The organism is Streptomyces sp. CoH27 (genome assembly GCF_020181035.1).
Taxonomy (GTDB): Bacteria; Actinomycetota; Actinomycetes; order Streptomycetales; family Streptomycetaceae; genus Streptomyces; species Streptomyces camelliae.
This window is the reverse complement of the sequence record NZ_JAIQYY010000002.1, coordinates 490,012-507,403: the sequence shown is the minus strand read 5'-3', so window position 1 is coordinate 507,403 and position 17,392 is coordinate 490,012. Positions and strand designations below refer to the sequence as shown.

16 protein-coding genes and 1 pseudogene are annotated in these 17,392 nt (G+C 73.5%); 10 read left to right on the top strand and 7 right to left on the bottom strand.

What is annotated here, in order from left to right; translation table 11 throughout:
* From LE548_RS05075 to LE548_RS05065, 3 genes and pseudogenes are all read left to right on the top strand, one after another.
* Positions 1-317, top strand: a pseudogene (locus tag LE548_RS05075) (hypothetical protein); the annotation flags it as partial.
* A 193-nt stretch (positions 318-510) separates the two neighbouring features.
* A complete protein-coding gene (locus LE548_RS05070; RefSeq protein WP_225095385.1) occupies positions 511-1,767 on the top strand; it encodes an aminotransferase class I/II-fold pyridoxal phosphate-dependent enzyme in 1,257 nt (418 codons plus the stop codon).
* Positions 1,764-3,011, top strand: a complete 1,248-nt coding sequence (locus tag LE548_RS05065; protein ID WP_225095384.1) for an MBL fold metallo-hydrolase — start codon at positions 1,764-1,766, stop codon at positions 3,009-3,011. The genes LE548_RS05070 and LE548_RS05065 overlap by 4 nt, the downstream gene beginning before the upstream one ends.
* Here LE548_RS05065 and LE548_RS05060 read toward each other — a convergent pair.
* Together LE548_RS05060 and LE548_RS05055 are read right to left on the bottom strand one after the other, a co-directional pair.
* Positions 2,974-3,606, bottom strand: coding sequence for a DedA family protein (locus LE548_RS05060; RefSeq protein WP_225095383.1), 633 nt, complete (start codon positions 3,604-3,606; stop codon positions 2,974-2,976). The two genes, LE548_RS05065 and LE548_RS05060, sit on opposite strands and share 38 nt — an antisense overlap.
* Positions 3,603-4,376, bottom strand: a complete 774-nt coding sequence (locus LE548_RS05055) for an MBL fold metallo-hydrolase (protein WP_225095382.1) — start codon at positions 4,374-4,376, stop codon at positions 3,603-3,605. The genes LE548_RS05060 and LE548_RS05055 overlap by 4 nt, the downstream gene beginning before the upstream one ends.
* Positions 4,377-4,460: 84 nt before the next feature.
* Here LE548_RS05055 and LE548_RS05050 point away from each other — a divergent pair, with 84 nt between their 5' ends.
* The 4 genes from LE548_RS05050 (at position 4,461) to dnaK (ending at position 9,879) form a co-directional block, all read left to right on the top strand.
* Positions 4,461-4,892: a hypothetical protein gene (locus LE548_RS05050; protein WP_225095381.1), complete on the top strand. Its 432-nt coding sequence runs from the start codon at positions 4,461-4,463 to the stop codon at positions 4,890-4,892.
* A 94-nt stretch (positions 4,893-4,986) separates the two neighbouring features.
* Positions 4,987-7,224 (top strand): phage holin family protein, encoded by a 2,238-nt coding sequence (locus LE548_RS05045; protein WP_225095380.1) that lies wholly within the window; start codon positions 4,987-4,989, stop codon positions 7,222-7,224.
* A 172-nt stretch (positions 7,225-7,396) separates the two neighbouring features.
* A complete protein-coding gene (locus LE548_RS05040) occupies positions 7,397-7,822 on the top strand; it encodes an OsmC family protein (protein WP_225095379.1) in 426 nt (141 codons plus the stop codon).
* A 194-nt stretch (positions 7,823-8,016) separates the two neighbouring features.
* Positions 8,017-9,879: a molecular chaperone DnaK gene (dnaK, locus tag LE548_RS05035; RefSeq protein ID WP_225095378.1), complete on the top strand. Its 1,863-nt coding sequence runs from the start codon at positions 8,017-8,019 to the stop codon at positions 9,877-9,879.
* A gap of 209 nt (positions 9,880-10,088) precedes the next feature.
* On the opposite strand, the gene LE548_RS05030 is transcribed toward dnaK, so the two are convergent.
* From LE548_RS05030 to LE548_RS05010, 5 genes are all read right to left on the bottom strand, one after another.
* Complete coding sequence (locus LE548_RS05030) at positions 10,089-10,493, bottom strand: hypothetical protein (protein WP_225095377.1); 405 nt, start codon at positions 10,491-10,493, stop codon at positions 10,089-10,091.
* Entirely contained in the window at positions 10,490-12,190 is a 1,701-nt protein-coding gene (locus LE548_RS05025) for a right-handed parallel beta-helix repeat-containing protein (RefSeq protein WP_225095376.1), read from the bottom strand. Before LE548_RS05025 ends, LE548_RS05030 begins: the two co-directional genes overlap by 4 nt.
* A gap of 133 nt (positions 12,191-12,323) precedes the next feature.
* Entirely contained in the window at positions 12,324-13,133 is an 810-nt protein-coding gene (locus LE548_RS05020; protein WP_225095375.1) for an SAM-dependent methyltransferase, read from the bottom strand.
* 100 nt (positions 13,134-13,233) lie between these two features.
* Positions 13,234-14,097 carry a helix-turn-helix transcriptional regulator gene (locus LE548_RS05015; protein ID WP_225095374.1) on the bottom strand — a complete coding sequence of 288 codons (864 nt, stop codon included), beginning with the start codon at positions 14,095-14,097 and terminating at the stop codon, positions 13,234-13,236.
* Positions 14,098-14,202: 105 nt separating this feature from the next.
* A complete protein-coding gene (locus LE548_RS05010; protein WP_225095373.1) occupies positions 14,203-15,051 on the bottom strand; it encodes a helix-turn-helix domain-containing protein in 849 nt (282 codons plus the stop codon).
* A gap of 51 nt (positions 15,052-15,102) precedes the next feature.
* Here LE548_RS05010 and LE548_RS05005 point away from each other — a divergent pair, with 51 nt between their 5' ends.
* The 3 genes from LE548_RS05005 (at position 15,103) to LE548_RS04995 (ending at position 17,386) form a co-directional block, all read left to right on the top strand.
* Complete coding sequence (locus tag LE548_RS05005) at positions 15,103-16,206, top strand: ADP-ribosylglycohydrolase family protein (protein WP_225095441.1); 1,104 nt, start codon at positions 15,103-15,105, stop codon at positions 16,204-16,206.
* A gap of 119 nt (positions 16,207-16,325) precedes the next feature.
* Positions 16,326-16,631, top strand: coding sequence for a 4a-hydroxytetrahydrobiopterin dehydratase (locus tag LE548_RS05000; protein WP_225095372.1), 306 nt, complete (start codon positions 16,326-16,328; stop codon positions 16,629-16,631).
* A gap of 5 nt (positions 16,632-16,636) precedes the next feature.
* Entirely contained in the window at positions 16,637-17,386 is a 750-nt protein-coding gene (locus tag LE548_RS04995; protein ID WP_225095371.1) for a class I SAM-dependent methyltransferase, read from the top strand.
* Positions 17,387-17,392 lie beyond the last annotated feature (6 nt).

Below are 17,392 nucleotides of genomic sequence, written 5' to 3'. Positions count from 1 at the left end.
ACGACGGTGCCGGCTGCGCTCCGGCCGGCGTCCAGCACGGCGTCGAGGCCGGACAGGGCGGCAGCTTCACCGACTCCGGTGGCCGGGGTTGTGCCGAACCCCGTGAACCGCAGCCCGGCGGCCGGTCCCACGACGGTGCCGGCTGCGCTCCGGCCGGCGTCCAGCACGGCGTCGAGGCCGGACAGGGCGGCAGCTTCACCGACTCCGTGCCCGCCCTCGCCGCCGGCGGCATCCTCATCGCCACCGCCTGCGCCGGAGCCGGCTACCGCCTCCTCGGCCACCGTCGCACCACGGCGGACCGCCCCACCGGCGTGTGACCGGGACAACGCCCGGCACCGCCCATGGACGGCCGCCCCACGGGTACACCAACCCGAGGACACCGGCACCCGACCCACGCACAGTGGCCGTACCCCGGCGCCGGAAGACGGCGCCGGACGGCGGCCCACCCGGCACCACACCACACCACACAGCAGCCCACGACGACCCACCACGGACTGCGCGGAGGCGGACATGCGGCGCACGGACCCCGAGGGCCACGGCCCCGTCCGCTACGGCCCGCCGCTCCCCGGCGACGGCCTGCCCGTCCTCCCCGAACTCACCGCCGTGCTCGCCGCCGCCGCACACCGCACCGACGCCCAGCCTGTCGGCGGCGCCCCCGCCCTGCTGGAAGCGGCCTGCGGCTACTGGACCCGCCGCGGCCTGCCCACCGTCCCCGACCAGGTCGCCGCCGGCCCCGGTGCCCCCGCGCTGCTGCTCGCCGTCACCGCCGCGCTCGCCTCGGACGGCGCCGACGTCCTCGCACCCCGCCCCTGCGCCGCCTGGTGGGCGCCCGACGCCCGCATCCTCGGCCGGCCCGTCTTCCACGTGCCCACCCCCGCCGAGAGCGGCGGCGTCCCCGACCCCTACGCCCTGCTGGAGACCGTCCGCCGGGTCCGCGACGAGGGCGGCGACCCACGCCTGCTCGTGCTCTCCGTCGCCGACGACCCCACCGCCACCGTCGCCCCGCCCGAACTGCTCCACGAGACCGTCGAGGCCGCCACCACCGAGGGCCTGCACCTGGTCAGCGACGAGACCTGGCGTGACACCCTCCACCACCCGCACGACACCGTCCTGCTCAGCCCCGCCGAGATGCGACCCGACCGGGTCACCGTCGTCACCGACCTCGCCGGCTCCCTGCTGCCCCCCGGCTGGCCCGCCGCCGTCGCCCGCTTCCCCGCGACCGAACCCGGACTCCGCCTCCACGCGCGCGTGCTCGACATCCTCACCGCGCTCGGCGCCCGCATCGCGGCCCCCGTCGCCGCCGCGGCCGGCTACGCCCTCGACGAACCCCCGCCCGTCACCGACCGCCGCGAGACCGCCGTACGGCTGCACGCGCGCGTGGCGGCCGCCGCGCACACCGCGCTCGTCACCGCCGGCGCCCTCGCCCGCCCCCCGCAGGCCGGCCGCCACCTGTACGCCGACCTCGGCCCGCTGCGCGAACCCCTCGCCGCACAAGGGGTCGGCGACGCACAGGAGTTGGAGGACTTCCTCACCGCCCGCCTCGGCATGCCGGCACCCGGCGGCCACCGCTTCGGCGACGACCTGGCCGCCCTGCGCGTACGCCTCGCCACCGGTCCCCTGCTCGGCGGCACCGACGAGGAACGCGTGGAATCCCTCACGTCACCCGCGCCGCTGGAACTGCCACACGTGCACCGTGCGTTGATCACCTTGACGTCGGTCCTCGACGATCTCCGTGACGAAGCTCAGCGACGGGAGCCTCCTCGATGACGCAGCAGACGCATGAGTCCGGACCGCCCACGACGACCTCGACAACTTCGACGCCCGCGACGCCCGCGACGACCACGCCGACCACGTCCGCATCCACCGCGTCCACGACGCCCCTCGCACCGCCCTACCCCCCGCTCGCCGAACCCCGCCCCCTGGGCGAACACCGGGTGTGGCCACGGACGTTCCACGACCGGCTCACCGCCCCGCTGCCCGGCCTCAAGGCCATGGCACGCTTCGCCCGCGAAGGCGCCGTACGTCCCGGCCGCGAAGGCCTCGCCGACCTCCCCCTGCTCCCCGTCGCACCCGCCCCGCTGCCTCCCGCCGACCCCCGCACCCTCGCCGTCACCTGGGCCGGACACGCCAGCTGGATCGTCCGCATCGGCGGCCTGACCGTCCTCACCGACCCCGTCTGGTCCCGCCGCATCCTCGGCACTCCCGCCCGCATCACCCCCGTCGGCGTCCCCTGGGACAGCCTGCCCCGCGTCGACGCCGTCGTCATCAGCCACAACCACTACGACCACCTCGACGCCCCCACCCTGCGCCGACTCCCGCGCGCCACACCGCTGTTCGTCCCCGCCGGACTCGGCCGCTGGTTCCGGCGCCGACGCTTCACCTGCGTCACCGAGCTCGACTGGTGGGAAGGCGCCGAACTGGCCGGAGTCCGCTTCGATTTCGTCCCCGCCCACCACTGGTCCAAGCGCACCCTCACCGACACCTGCCACAGCCTCTGGGGCGGCTGGATCCTCACCGACACCGGCGGCCGACGCCTCTACTTCGCCGGCGACACCGGCTACGGCCACTGGTTCTCCCGCATCGGCCGCCGCTACCCCGGCATCGACCTCGCCCTCATGCCCATCGGCGCCTACGACCCCCGCTGGTGGCTCAGCGACGTCCACTGCGACCCCGAGGAAGCCGTCCGGGCCACGCTCGACCTCGGCGCCCACCGCATGGCCCCCATGCACTGGGGCACCTTCATCCTCTCGGCCGAGCCCGTCCTGGAACCCCTCACGCGCGTGCGTACGGCCTGGCAGAAGGCGGGACGGGACCGGGAGGACCTGTGGGATCTGCCGGTCGGCGGATCAAAGGTGCTGGACGGGAGCGCCCCGTCAGGGGCGCGGGGCTGTGTCCGACATGCGGCTACCGCCGCGCGGGCGGCAGAGACCACGACGGACCGTCACCCCGGAGACGACCTCATCCCCGACGGCGCTACCGAAATCGCCGTACCAGACTCGGCATCACGCTGATCACCACGGTCAGCGCGACCGCCAGCACAACCCCCTCCCACGGCTCCCTGAACAACGAACCCCCCAGCACACCGATGACCTGATACGTGGCCGCCCAGGCGAGACACGCCGGCAGATTCCCCCGGGCGAACCGCCTGAGCGGCCAGTCCGCCATCAGACACGCCAGCATCACCGGAACACGACCCGCCGGCACCAGCCGGGACAGCACCAGCACCGCCACCCCGTGCTCGGCGAGCTTCTCCCGCGCCCCCGCGGCCCGTTCCTCCGGAGCCCGCGACCGGATCGCCTCCAGCCACCGCGACCCGCTGCGCGACCGCATCCCGCGCCGCCCCAGCCAGTACAGCGCCCCGTCCCCGGCGAACGCCGCCAGCGACGCCGTCATGAACACCAGCGCCGGCGAGAACGGCGCCGTCTGATGGAACGCCACCACCGCCGCCGAACTCACCAGCGCACCCGTCGGCACCACCGGCACCAGCGCACCGATCAGCACCAGCAGGAACAACGACGGATAACCGATCGCCTGCTGCGTCGATTCCGGCGGCACCGCCGACGTCGACGCGGCGGCGAGCGCCAGCGCCGAGGCCGGCCGGCTCACCGCGCCACCTCCAGCCGCACGCTCTCCCCGTGCCCCAGCTTGCGCACCACCACCTGCGGCGCGACCACAGCCGCCAGCCGCACGAACTCGTCCCCCGGCCCGTGGAACTCGTGCGGCCGCACCGCCTCCATCCCGATCGGCCAGTACGTCCCGTAGTGCACCGGCACCGCCATCCGCGGCGCCAGCCGCGCCAGCGCCCGCGCTGCCCGCCCCGCGTCCAGATGCCCCTCACCCAGGAACGGCCCCCAGCCGCCCACCGGCAGCAACGCCACATCCACCGGACCGACCCGCTCCGCCATCGCGTCGAAGAGCCCGGTGTCCCCGGCGAAGTACGTCCGCGCCTCCCCCTCCACCACGTACCCCAGCGCCGGCGAGCGGTGCGGCCCCACCGGCAATCGCCGCCCGTCGTGCAGCGCGGGCACCACCCGGACCAGCACCTCACCGACCCGCACCGCGTCCCCCGGCACCACCTCGGTCACTCGAAGACCCCGCAGCCTGCGCAGCGCCGGCACCGCCCGCGGCGCACCCCGGGGCACGAGCAGGCGCGTACCCGGCGCGAGCGCGGCCAGCGAGGGCACATGCAGATGGTCGGCGTGCAGATGGGAGACGAGCACCACGTCCGCGCGCCGGGCCCGGTCCGGCGGAACCGCACCCCGGCGCCGCCGCAGATGCGCCAGCCGGCGCGCGAACAGAGGATCGGTCAGCACGCGTATGTTCCCGTCCTGGACCGTGCAGGTGGCGTGACCCCACCAGGTGATCTCCACCGGCACCTTCTTCCGCCTCCTTCACGCGACTCCCCGAAGCCTACGGGCAGGAGTAGGGTCGGCCGCGAAACCCGGAGGTGAGGGGAGGCCATGGGACAACCGCAGCCCACCCCCGACACGCCCGCGCCCGTACGGGTCACCGCCATCGCCAGCCTGACCCCGCTGGAGGAACTGGAAGCCGACCCGTTCCTCGTCGACTCCCGCAGCCAGCACGCCATGTGCGCCCGCTGGGCCGCCGAGCACGGCTACGTCGTCGCCCGCGAACTCCTCGTCGGCGGACTGCGCTTCGACCACTGTGCCCTGTGGGACGGCGTCCGCCCCGGCGTCGACGTGTTCGTCGCCCCCAGCCTGCGGGTTCTGCGCCGCGCCCTGTCCTCCGTCGAGGCCTTCACCGCCGAATGCGCCCGGCGCGGCGTCCGCGTGGAGACCGTCGGCCGCGCCGAACCGGCCTACGACGCCCAGATGAAGGCTCACGTCCATCGCCGCCTGTCCATGCCGACCGCCGGCTACGACGGCCGCTGAGCCCGCTCGGCCGTCCGCCGTCGCCCCGGCCCGGTATGACAAGGTGGAGCGAGGCCCGGGCGTCGAGCGGGCCGGGACGTGAGGGGTTCGACGCGTGCGAGGGGTACGAGGCGTGCCATGGCGGTGGGTTGTCAGCCAGATCGGACGGAGCGTCACCGTATGGGCGGCCTCCACCGTCACCATGCTGGTCCTCGCCGCCCTTCTGCCCGACTTCCGGCTCCAGTCCGCCGACGGCGACAGCCTCACCCGGATCGCCGTCACCGCCGCCTGCGGCGCCGGCGCCTTCGGCATCCTGTCGGCCGTGGTCTGGCCCCTCCTGGTCCGGCTCCTGCTCCTCGTCCCCGCCCTCTTCCTCGGCCTGCTGGTCTTCGTCCTCAACGGCTCCCTGCTGCTGCTCGCCCTGCGCGTCAACCCCTCCGGCCGGGGCGCCGTCGCCCCGCAGACCGCCGTCATCGTGGCCGCCGTGATGTCCGCGGTCGCCTCGGCCACCGGCGCCGCCCTCGCCGTCCGCGACGACGAGGCCTACCGCCGCCGCCTGCACCGCCTCGCCACCCGCCGCCGCAGATCCGACCCGCCCTGCCCCACCACCCCCGGCCTGGTCTTCGTCCAACTCGACGGCGTCGGCCACGACGTCCTCACGGCGGCGGTCCGCAAGGGGCTGATGCCTACGGTGTCCCGCTGGCTGGCGACGGGCGACGGTCTGCAGAAACCGGCCGACGGTCTACAGAAACCGGCCGACGGTCTACAGAAACCGGCCGACGGTCTACGAAATCCGGTCGACGGTCGGCAGTCGACGGAACATCGCATACAGCCGACCCACCGCCTCACCCCCTGGCGCACCGACTGGTCCAGCCAGACCGGCGCCAGCCAGCTCGGCATCCTCCACGGCAGCACCTTCGACGTGCCGGCGTTCCGCTGGTACGAGAAGGACCGCGGGGAGGTGATGGTGTGCAACCGGCCGACGAGCGCCGCCGAACTGCAGCGCCGCGCCATACTGCATACAGGCGACGGTGGACTGCTCACCGTCGACGGCGCCAGCCGCGGCAACCTCTTCAGCGGCGGCGCCGGCGAGCAGGCCCTCGTCCTGTCCATCGCCACCCGCCGCCGAGGCCGGGAGAACCGTTCCCGCGCCGGCTACTTCGCCTACTTCTCCGATCCCGCGAGCGCCGTACGCACCGCCCTGTCCTTCGTCGCCGAGGTGGCCCGCGAGGTCGGCCAGTCCACCCGCGCCCGCCTTCGGGGACAACGGCCGCGGGTCGGCCGCGGCGGTTTCTACCCCCTCGTGCGGGCCTTCGCCACCGTCGTGGAACGGGACGTCGTGGTCGCCGCGGTGATGGGCGACATGCTGGCCGGGCGCACCGCCGTCTACGCCGACCTGGTCGCCTACGACGAGGTCGCCCACCACTCCGGCCCGCACAGCCGGGACGCCGAGAAGGTGCTGCAACGCCTCGACCGGGCCCTCGCCCTGCTCCAGCGGGTCGCCGAACACGCCCCCCGCCCCTACCGCATCGTCGTCCTGTCCGACCACGGCCAGAGCCCCGGCGAGACCTTCCACGCCCGCTACGGTCTCACCCTCGGCGACCTCGTCCGGGCCGGCTGCGGGCTGCCCGTCCCACGCCGGGCCGAGGGGACCCGCAGCGGTGCCGAGGCCCGCGCCGCCGTCCGTGCCGCGCTGCGCCGGCCCGTGGAGGAGAAGGGGGAGCGGTACCGGCCGGCGCGGGGTGCCGAGCCGGTCGTGCTGGCTTCCGGCAATCTCGGCCTGGTCTCCTTCCCGGATGTCCGGCACCGCATGACCAAGGAGGAGATCGAGGCCCGTCACCCGGCCCTGCTCACCACCCTCGCGCATCACCCGGGCATCGGCTTCCTGCTGGTGCGCAGCGAGGAGCACGGCGGGGTCGTGCTGGGGGCCCACGGTGCCGAGATCCCGCTGGCCGAGCTCGACGACGTATCCGGGCCGCTGGCGCGTTTCGGTCCCGGTGCCGCCGACGCCGTCCGCCGTGCCCACTCCTTCCCGCACACCGCCGACATCATGGTGAACTCGGCGTACGACCCGGCCGACGGCGAGGTTCTCGCCTTCGAGGAGCAGATCGGCTCCCACGGCGGTCTCGGCGGCGCCCAGTCCCGCCCGTTCCTGCTCTCCCCGCTGGATCTGTCCGCACCGGTCGGGGAGGGGGAGGAGGAGCCGGCCGGCGCCGAGCAGGTGCACCGCGTGCTGCGCCGCTGGCTGCGCGAGCTCAACGGCCCCGAGGTCCCGCTCACCGCCGACACCGACACCGACACCGACACCGGCACCGATGCCGATGCCGATGCCGAGGAGGAACGCGTGGCCTGAGCGCCGTGGGCGTCCCGGCGGAACGCGACGTCGTCGTCCGTTCACCGCGCGTGGGCCGGTCTTCGGCGTACGACGGGCCCGGATGTGATCGGATAGGGACACGGAAACCCGGAAACGGAACATCCGGCAACGGGACCGACCACCCGCGAGACCACCCGCGAAAGGAACCACCGTGGCCACCACGCGCACCGCGCACACCGTCTGGGAAGGCAACCTGCTCCAGGGCAGCGGCGTCGTCACCTTCGACTCCTCCGGCATCGGCCAGCAGCCGGTGTCGTGGCCCTCGCGCGCGGAGCAGGCGAACGGCAAGACCAGCCCCGAGGAGCTGATCGCCGCCGCCCACTCCAGCTGCTTCTCCATGGCCCTCTCGCACGGCCTGACCGGCGCCGGCACCCCGCCCACCCGGCTGGAGACCAAGGCCGACGTGACCTTCCAGCCGGGCGAGGGCATCACCGGCATCCACCTCACCGTGCGCGGCGAGGTGCCGGGCCTGGACGCGGACGGCTTCGCCTCGGCCGCCGAGGACGCCAAGAAGAACTGCCCGGTCAGCCAGGCCCTGGCCGGTACGACCATCACGCTGACGGCCGAGCTGGCCTGACGCCCGTACGACCGCCGATGCCGCGTCCCGCCCAGGGGCGCGGCATCGCCGTTCCCGGGGTACCCGCGCAGTGGGGCATCCCGGGATCTCGGGATCTCGGCTTCTCGGCTTCTCGGCTTCTCGGGATTGACAGCGCCGTACGCGCGTTTTCTGCTGATAGTGCCGAAGACGGCCCTGGCGGAAGGGGACGGATCATGGCACGTGCGGTCGGGATCGATCTGGGGACGACGAACTCGGTGGTGGCCGTCCTGGAGGGCGGCGAGCCCACCGTCGTCACCAACGCGGAGGGCGCGCGGACCACGCCGTCGGTGGTGGCGTTCGCGAAGAACGGGGAGGTGCTGGTCGGCGAGGTCGCCAAACGGCAGGCCGTGACGAACGTGGAGCGTACCGCCCGTTCGGTGAAGCGGCACATGGGCGACGCCGCCTGGCGCTTCCCGGACAGCGGAACGGTCGACGGCTCACGGCTGCGCGCACAGGAGCTGTCGGCGCGGGTGCTGCAGAAACTGAAGCGGGACGCGGAGGCCTATCTCGGCGAGGATGTCGCGGACGCGGTGGTCACCGTGCCCGCGTACTTCGACGACGCCCAGCGGCAGGCCACCAAGGAGGCCGGGGAGATCGCCGGCCTGAAGGTGCTCAGGATCATCAACGAGCCGACCGCCGCCGCCCTCGCCTACGGCCTGGACCGGGGCGAGGAGCAGACGGTGCTGGTCTTCGACCTCGGCGGCGGCACCTTCGACGTGTCCCTGCTGGAGATCGGCGACGGCGTGATCGAGGTGAAGGCCACCAATGGCGACACCCACCTCGGCGGCGACGACTGGGACCAGCGGATCGTCGAGCATCTGGTGAAGCGCTTCAAGGCCGGTCACGGCATCGATCTGGGCGCCGACAAGATGGCGGTGCAGCGGCTGCGGGAGGCCGCCGAGAAGGCCAAGATCGAGCTGTCGTCGTCCTCGGAGACCACCGTCAACCTGCCCTACATCACTGCGTCCGCAGAGGGCCCGCTACACCTGGAGGAGAAACTGACGCGAGCTCAGTTCCAGGAGCTCACCGCCGACTTGCTCGACCGCTGCAAGCAGCCCTTCCACCAGGCCGTCCGGGACGCCGGGATCCAGCTGTCCGCGATCGACCACGTCATCCTCGTCGGCGGCTCCACCCGGATGCCGGCCGTCACCGACCTGGTCCGCGAACTCACCGGCAAGGACCCGCACAAGGGAGTCAACCCCGACGAGGTGGTCGCCGTCGGCGCCGCCCTCCAGGCGGGTGTCCTGCGCGGCGACGTCAAGGACGTGCTGCTGCTCGACGTCACCCCGCTGTCCCTCGGCATCGAGACCAAGGGCGGCATCATGACCAAGCTGATCGAACGCAACACCACGATCCCCACCCGCCGTTCGGAGATCTTCACCACCGCCGCCGACAACCAGCCCTCGGTCGGAATCCAGGTCTACCAGGGTGAACGCGAAATCGCCGCCTACAACAAGAAGTTGGGAGTCTTCGACCTCACCGGCCTGCCGCCCGCCCCGCGCGGTGTCCCGCAGATCGAGGTGGCCTTCGACATCGACGCCAACGGCATCATGCACGTCTCAGCCAAGGACCTCGCCACGGGCCGCGAGCAGAAGATGACCGTCACCGGCGGCTCCGCCCTGCCCAAGGACGACATCGACCGCATGATGCGCGAGGCGGAACAGTACGCCGAGGAGGACCGCAGGCGCCGCGAGGCCGCCGAGACCCGCAACCAGGCCGAGCAACTCGTCTACCAGACCGAGAAGTTCGTCCGCGACAACCACGACCGGATACCCGCCGACACCCGCGGCGAGGTCGAGGCGGCCGTCACGGAACTGAAAACCCTGCTGGAACAGAACGCCGACACCACCGCCCTGCGCACCGGGGTGGAGAAACTCGCCACGGTCAGCCAGAAGATGGGGCAGGCCATGTACGCGGCCGCCTCCGCCACCGGCGGCCAGGCCTCCCCGCAGGAGGAGAGCACCCACGACGCGGACGGCGTGGTCGACGCGGAGATCGTCGACGACGAACCCGACGGCAAGGGCGGCGCCGCCTGACCCCCGCCCGCCCGCTCCACGGCCGCCGCTGGACCAGTGCGACAGTGCCGCCCGGCCCTGGCGGTGCCGTAGTGCTGCCCGGCCCTGGCGCCTGCTCGCCGGTTCGCCCCGACCAGCGGCCGCCGAGGCGTGCGCCCTCCAGTGCGGTCAGTCCAGGCCGGGGCCCGCCGAGGAGCCCGCCCAGCGCGCGGTCAGCCCGCCGCTCCGGCTCACATGAGTGCGGTCAGGTCCCTGATCGCCGCGTGTGCCCATTCCTGTGCGCCGGCCGCCGCCCCGGCCGAGGCGCCCATCGCGACCGGGGCGAGTGCGCCCTTGAGGCCGTTCAGGGCCCGGCGCAGCCGGCCCGGCTCGGGGGTGTCGGGGCCGGTGACCTCCGCCAGTACCTCCTCGGCCGCGGCCTCGGTGTCCGCCCGGTCCCGCTCGGCGAGGCCGGCCTCCGGCAGTTCCCGCAGCAGTTGGCCCAGGAGCTGCGCGAGCGCCTCGTGCCCGGGGGCGGTGGCGGAGTCGTTGCGCTGGTTCTGGGTGACAGTCTGGTTGTTCCAGGCGAACTGGCTGCCCGAGACCGGCCCGTGGAACACCGGACCTCCCGGGGCGGCCTGCTGATTGTCCGTCATGTTGCGGCTCCGTCCTGCGTGCTCTGCTGCTGGCTGACGTGGGTGTTGTCCCAGGCGAACTGGGCGTTGTGGACGGCGGCGTGGAAGACCGGCCCATGGTGGTGCACGACGGAGGGTGACGGGGAAGCGGCCGGCTCCGGGGCTTGCTCCACGACGCGCAACGGGGTGTCGAGCGCGATCAGTTCGACGCGGCCGTTGTGCTGTACGGCCGTCCCCCGCGACCCGGTGACGCGGCAGTCCGCCAGTCGGCCGGTACTCGTCCCCAGCACGGTCATACCCGAGTCCGCGCAGTCGGCGAAACGGCTGTCGGCGACGTCCAGGTACGCGGAGTCCGTGCCGCAGAGGCCGACATCGCAGCCGCCGGCGGTGACGTTCCGCGCGAACAGCCTCGACCCGCCGGCCGCGAGGATCCCCATGGTCGCCGCGGTGACCTCGCAGTCGTACAGGCGCAGTTGGGCTTCCTCGACGACGCTCAGACCCACCTTCCCGTGCTCCGCGGACACGTCCTTGAGCATGAGCCGCGACTGTCCGCCCGCGGCCACGGCGCCCATGGCACAGTCACGGAACCGCCCGTCGGTCAGCTCGGCCGTGGTGCCGGCGTCGCCCAGGGTCTCCAGGCCCGCCGCGCAGCGCTCGCCCCGCACCCGCTCGAAGACGGCACGCGCCCCCTCGTACACCCGCAGCGCGGTGTTCGTGACGTCGGTGACCTCGATCCTGGAGAACCGGCCCCGCGCCTTGTCGACGACCGCGATCCCGACGTTGCCGCCCACGACGCGGCAGCCGTCCACCGTGGGCGCGCCGCCGCCGGTGGCGAACACCGCGATCGTCCCTGCGTCGCGCACCTCGCAGTTCTGATACGTCCCCAGGCCCTCTTCGGCAACGTTGATGCCGGTGTCGCGGCAGCCGGCGAAGACGCTGTCGCGCACCACGGGATCGCTGCCGGTCGTCACCGCGACCCCGTGCTCGGCGTCGCTGACCCGGCAGCCGCGCACCAGCCCCCGGGACTGCCCGACGAACAGCACACCCTCGGCGTGTACGGCGCTGATCACACAGTCGGTGACGGACAGCTCGGCGCGGGTGTCCGCGGACACGGCGGCCCGCCCGGTGCCCGTCAGCTCGCACCCCGTCAGCTCGGCCCGCGCGTCGCTGACCCGCACGCCGTGGATCCGGCTGCCCTCGAACCGGCCGGCGCGGACCGTGACCCGGCCGCCCTCGATCACCGCGAGCGCATTGTCGGCGGCATCGGTGAACCGGCACCGCTCCACCGTGCCGGTGCCGCCCGCGAACACCGTCCGGCCGTAGAAGAAGTGACTGTTCGTCAGTGTCGCCGAGGTGTCCCGGCGGGCATGCAGACAGACCCCGCCGTGGCCCCGGACCGTGACCTCGTCCAGGACCAGGGCGCCGGCGTGCAGATCGACGGCGTCGCCCTCCCGCCCGATCAGCTGCAGCCCGCGCACCGTCACCGACCCGGCGGCGTCCAGCACGGTGCCCTGGGCCGGGTTCAGGACCACAGAGCCCGGCGCGCCCAGCGCGGCCAGCTCCACCTCGCCCCGCACGACGAGCCGCTCCGCGTACTGCCCGGGCTCGATGTCCACCCGCGCCGGTCCGCGCCCTGCGGCGGCCGCCCGCAGCGCGGAGGTGATGTCCCGGTACCCGCCCCATCTGCCGCGCGGTGCGACCACATACCGCCTGACCATGTCCGCCTTCCCCCACAGCGCCCACCGGTGGCGTCCCCCGCCGGCCTCGACCGAGGCTACAGGCAGCCCTCAACCGCTCAGCTGCCCAGCTCCTCCACGCACCCGTACGGGGTGCCGTACGGGTCCTGCACGGTCACCGCTTGACCGCCACGCCCGCGTACACCGGCACGATCCCCTCCGCCTGGGCCGCCACGTCCTCCGGCTCAGGGCGCCAGCCGTGCACCGGGATGACCCCGGGGCCCAGCAGGTCGAGGCCGGCGAAGAAGCGGGAGAACTCGGGCAGGGTGCGCGGGTGGAAGGGCGTGCCGCTGCGCCGGAACAGCTCGGCGGCCCGGTTCACCGCCTCGGGGTTCAGGTCCGGGGTGACCTGGGAGAGGATCAGGAAGCTGCCCGGAGCGAGGTGCCGGACGTAGGTCTCGACCAGGCCGTGCACATCGTCCTTGGCGTCCGACAGATAGTGGGTCAGCGCCACCAGCGACAGCGCGACGGGGCGTGCGAAGTCCAGGGACGCACCGGCCTGCGCCAGGACGGTGTCCGGGTCGCGGGCGTCGGCGTGGAGGTATCGCGTGCTGCCCTCGGCGGAGCTGCGCAGCAGCGCCTCGGCGTGCCGCAGCACGATCGGATCGTTGTCCGCGTACACCACCCGGGACTCCGGCGCCGTTGCCTGGGCCACCTGGTGCAGATTGGGTTCGGTCGGGATGCCGGTGCCGATGTCCAGGAACTGCCGCACTCCCGCCTCGGCCGCCGTACGCACGGCCCGCTGCATGAACCGCCGGTTGGCCCGCGCCCCGCGCACCACCGTGCCGTCCGCGGCGAGGATCTTCCGCGCCAGCTCCTCGTCCACCGGGTAGTTGTCCTTGCCGCCCAGCCACCAGTCGTACACCCGGGCCGGATGCGGACGGCCGGTGTCGATGGGGACGGGCACGGAATCGGGCGTGGTCATACGGGTGTTCCCCCAAGGGCCGGTCAGGGTCGGGAAGGGCAGGGCAGGGCAGGGCAGGGTCGGTCGGGGTCGACCCGGAGGGGATGCCCCCTCCGGCAGGTCACAGGGCCGCGCGGAACTCCTGCAGCAGAGTCTGCGTGCGCTGCGCCGACGCGGCCCGCGCCGTCATGTGGTCCAGCACCTCCAGATGCGCGGCCACCTCCCGCCGCGAGTCCAGATACAGGGCGCCGGTCAGATACTCGGTGAACACCATGTCCGGCAGCTCCGGCTCGGCGAACCGGAACAGCGTGAACGGCGCGTACGTCCCCGGATGCGGACCCGCCGCGAACTCGGCGATCTGCAGCGTGACCCGGTCCCGCCCGGCGTACTCCAGCAGCCGGTCCAGCTGGTCCCGCATCACCTCGGGCCGCGTGCTCACCGGGCGCCGCAGCACCGTCTCGTCCATGATCACCCACAGATGCGGCGGGTCGTCCCGCTCCAGCAGCCGCTGCCGCTCCAGGCGCAGCGACACGTGCCGCTCGACCGTCTGCGGCGAGGTCTGCCCGATCGTGCCGGCCTCCATCACCGCGCGCGCGTACTCCTCGGTCTGCAGCAGGCCGGGTACGAAGTGCGGCTCGTAGGAGCGGATGATCCGGGCGGCGCCCTCCAGGCTGACGTACAGGCTGAACCAGTCGGGCAGCACGTCGTGGAAGCGCTGCCACCAGCCCGGCTGGTTCGCCTCCTCGGCCAGCCGCACGAACGCGGCCGCCTCCTCCTCGGGCACCCCGTAGGTGGACAGCAGCACCTGCACGTACGGAATCTTCAGCGCGACCTCGGCCATCTCCATCCGCCGTACGGTCGCCGACGCCACCCTGAGGACCTTGGCGGCCTCCTCACGGCTGAGGCCCGACGCCTCGCGCAGTTCCTGCAACCGCTTGCCGAGCACCACCTGGCCGACGGTGGGCGCAGCCCGCCGCTCACTCACGCCACGCCTCCCCTACGCGCCGAAGTACCCGGGCAGTCTGCCATGTGATCGCCTCTCGCACACCGGTCCGAGGGCTTCCAGGTGGCGCAAAATCGATGGAGAGCGTCAACCGGCGAGCGTATGCAGGTATTTGGCGGTCGCCGGGTCCGCCGGCAGGAACGTCTCGATGGCGAGTTCGGCGACCGTGACGTCCATCGGGGTGTTGAAGGTGGAGATCGACGACACGAACGACAGGATCCGGCCGTCGTGCTCGATACGCATCGGAAGCGCGAAGTACGCGACGGCTCCGGCCGGTTCGTCGTCGTCCTGGGCGTCCTCCGGCACCGGGTAGGCCGCCACCTCCTCGTACAGGGCACGCAGCCGCTCCGAGCGCTGCAGGGCGATCTGCCGGTCCATCTGCGCCAGCAGATGCCCGCGCCACGCGCGCAGATTACGGATGCGCGGCGCAAGCCCCTCCGGGTGCAGCGTCAGCCGCATCGCGTTCGGGGCCGGGGACAGCAGCTTCTCCGGCACGCCGTCCAGCAGCATCGCGATGCCCCGGTTCGCGGCGACCACCGTGTAGGTCGCGTCCACCACCAGCGCCGGGTAGGGCTCGTAGCCCTGGATGAGACGCTCCATGCCGTCGCGCAGTGCGTCCAGCGCCGGGTCGTCCAGCGGGGTCTCCGGATAGTGCGGGGCGTAACCGGCCGCCAGCAGCAGGGAGTTGCGCTCACGCACCGGCACGTCCAGATGCTCGGCGAGCCGCAGCACCATCTCCTCGCTCGGCCGGGACCGGCCGGTCTCGATGAAACTGATGTGCCGCGCGGACGAGTCGGCGCGCAGCGCCAGCTCCAGCTGCGATATCCGCCGCCGCTCCCGCCAGGCGCGCAGCAGCGGGCCGGCGCCCTTGCCGTCGGCGGTGGCGGAGGCGGGGGCGGTGGGGGACACGGAAGGGCCGGAAGCGACAATGGTCATACGCCCGACGGTAGTCGAGGGGCCGTAGTCGAGGAGTTGCTGCAGGTGCGTGTGAACGAGCCGTGGACGAAGCCGTGGCGGACGCCGTCCCTTCAGGCCGCGGCGGTGTACCGGGCCAGGGTCCGCGGCTGTCTCCTCGGCGGCGCGCTCGGCGACGCCCTCGGCTACCCGGTGGAGTTCTCCACCCTGGACCGGATCCGCGCCGCGCACGGACCGCGCGGCGTCACCGGCCTCGTCCCCGGTGCTCACGGTACCGCCGGCCTGATCAGCGACGACACCCAGATGACTCTGTTCACCGTCGAGGCCCTGATCCAGGCGCACGCCCGACGGCGCGAGACGGGCACCGACGGCGCCTGGCCCCTGCTGCTGCGCCAGGCCTACGAGCGCTGGCTGGAAACCCAGTCCAAGCCCGGCCCAGAGCACCCGGCACCGCACACCGGCTCACCGGCCCTCACGCCGCCCGCCGGCCTGGTCACCGAGGCCTGGCTGTATTCCCGCCGCGCCCCCGGCAACGCCTGCCTCTCCGGCGTCGCCCAGATGTACGCACCCGACCCCGCGCTCCCGCTCGACGGCACACCCGGCGAGGTCAACCCCGACTCCAAGGGTTGCGGCACGGTCATGCGCTCGGCCCCCTTCGGCCTGATGGGCGGCCCCGCCGAGGAGGCGTTCGGCAGGGCGGCGCGCGGCGCCCAGATCACCCACGGCCACCCCACCGGCTACTACGCGGCGGGCGCGCTCGCCGCGATCGTGTCCCACCTGGTCGCCGGTGACTCCCTGGAGGGCGCGGTGCTGCGCACGCTGCGGCTGCTGGAGCGGCACCGCGGCCACGGCGAGACCACCGCCGCCCTGCGCGAGGCCCTGGACCTCGCCGCCGACGGTTCCCCGACGGCGGAGAATGTGGAGTCACTCGGCGCGGGCTGGGTCGCCGAGCAGGCCCTTGCCATCGGCGTCTACTGCGCGCTCGCCGAGCCCCGCCCGGAGCAGGCGCTGCTGCTGGCCGTCAACCACTCGGGCGACAGCGACTCCACCGGCTCGATCTGCGGCAACCTGCACGGCGACACCGGCCTGCCGCACGACTGGGTGGCCCGCGTGGAGGGCCGGGCCCGGATCGCCGCGCTCGCCGACGACCTGGCGGCGGAGTACGTACGCGGCTGACGTGGCAGGCTGAAGTCGTATCCGGTGACCGGCATACCGCACATACCGCACACCGCATACCGCCGCGGCATTCGCCGTACACCGTCGTCCCGACGCCGTCGTGAAAGGAGCCGAACGCCATGGCCGTAGAACCGCTGTCGCAGAAGGAGATCGAGGACCGGCTGGCGGAGCTGCCCGGCTGGTCGCTGGACGGCGACCGGCTCACCCGCACCTACCGGCTCGGCTCGCACATCGCGGCGGCGGCGTTCGTCGCGCACATCGCCGCCGTCCAGGACGAGCTGGACCACCACTCCGACCTCACCCTCGGCTACAACACCGTCTCCCTCAGCGTGCACACCCACAGCGCGGGCGGTGCCGTCACCGCGAAGGACTTCGGTCTCGCCCGCAGGGTGGAGGACATCGCCCCAGGTCACGGCGCACACTGAGGGGCGTGCTCGATTACGACAAGGAAGCCGACGCCTACGACGCGTCCCGCGGCGGCGAGGCTCGCGCCCACGCCGCCGCCGAAGCGGTGCTCGACCTGATCCCCGAGAGGCCGGGCCGACTCCTCGACGTGGCCTGCGGCACCGGCATCGTCACCCGCCGGCTGGCCGCCGGCCGCCCCGAGCTGCGGGTGACCGGCACCGACCTCACCTCCGCCATGGTCCGCAGAGCGGGGGCGCGGCTGCCGGGCGCCGTCGTCCGGGCCGACAGCCGCCAACTCCCCTTCGGCACCGGCACCTTCGACGCGGTCACCAGCGTCTGGCTGCTCCATCTGCTGGACGATCCCGAGGACGTCCGCGCGATCGTCGCCGAGTGCGCACGCGTGCTGCGGCCCGGCGGGGTCTATGTCACCACCGTCGACAAGGCCGCCGCACACGACGTCGGCAGTGACATCGACGCCGTTCTCGCGCCCCGGCCGCGCCGTCCCGCCCAGGACGCCGCCGCCACCGTGACCGCGCACGCCGCCCGGCACGGGCTGGAGGCGGCCGGCGGCACCGTGTTCCACGGCGTCGGTCAGGGCCGCAGCCCGCGCGCCACCATCGCCGACCTGCGCCGTGGCTGGTTCACCCTGCTGCCGCCGGGCGAGCCCCGCACCGAGGAGTTCGCCACGCGCCTGGCCGCCCTCCCGGACCAGGACCGCCCCCGCCCGGACCCGGTGTTCGCGGTGCGGGCGTACCGGAAGCCGGAACAGGACTGAGGGCGG

Excerpts from the sequence above, each read along its gene's own strand:
- LE548_RS05030 (WP_225095377.1), bottom strand. The coding sequence starts at position 10,493 with ATGACGGACAATCAGCAGGCCGCCCCGGGAGGTCCGGTGTTCCACGGG.
- LE548_RS05000 (WP_225095372.1), top strand. The coding sequence starts at position 16,326 with ATGGCCGTAGAACCGCTGTCGCAGAAGGAGATCGAGGACCGGCTGGCG.
- LE548_RS05010 (WP_225095373.1), bottom strand. The coding sequence starts at position 15,051 with ATGACCATTGTCGCTTCCGGCCCTTCCGTGTCCCCCACCGCCCCCGCC.
- LE548_RS05025 (WP_225095376.1), bottom strand. The coding sequence starts at position 12,190 with ATGGTCAGGCGGTATGTGGTCGCACCGCGCGGCAGATGGGGCGGGTAC.
- dnaK (WP_225095378.1), top strand. The coding sequence starts at position 8,017 with ATGGCACGTGCGGTCGGGATCGATCTGGGGACGACGAACTCGGTGGTG.
- LE548_RS05065 (WP_225095384.1), top strand. The coding sequence starts at position 1,764 with ATGACGCAGCAGACGCATGAGTCCGGACCGCCCACGACGACCTCGACA.
- LE548_RS05020 (WP_225095375.1), bottom strand. The coding sequence starts at position 13,133 with ATGACCACGCCCGATTCCGTGCCCGTCCCCATCGACACCGGCCGTCCG.
- LE548_RS05050 (WP_225095381.1), top strand. The coding sequence starts at position 4,461 with ATGGGACAACCGCAGCCCACCCCCGACACGCCCGCGCCCGTACGGGTC.
- LE548_RS05070 (WP_225095385.1), top strand. The coding sequence starts at position 511 with ATGCGGCGCACGGACCCCGAGGGCCACGGCCCCGTCCGCTACGGCCCG.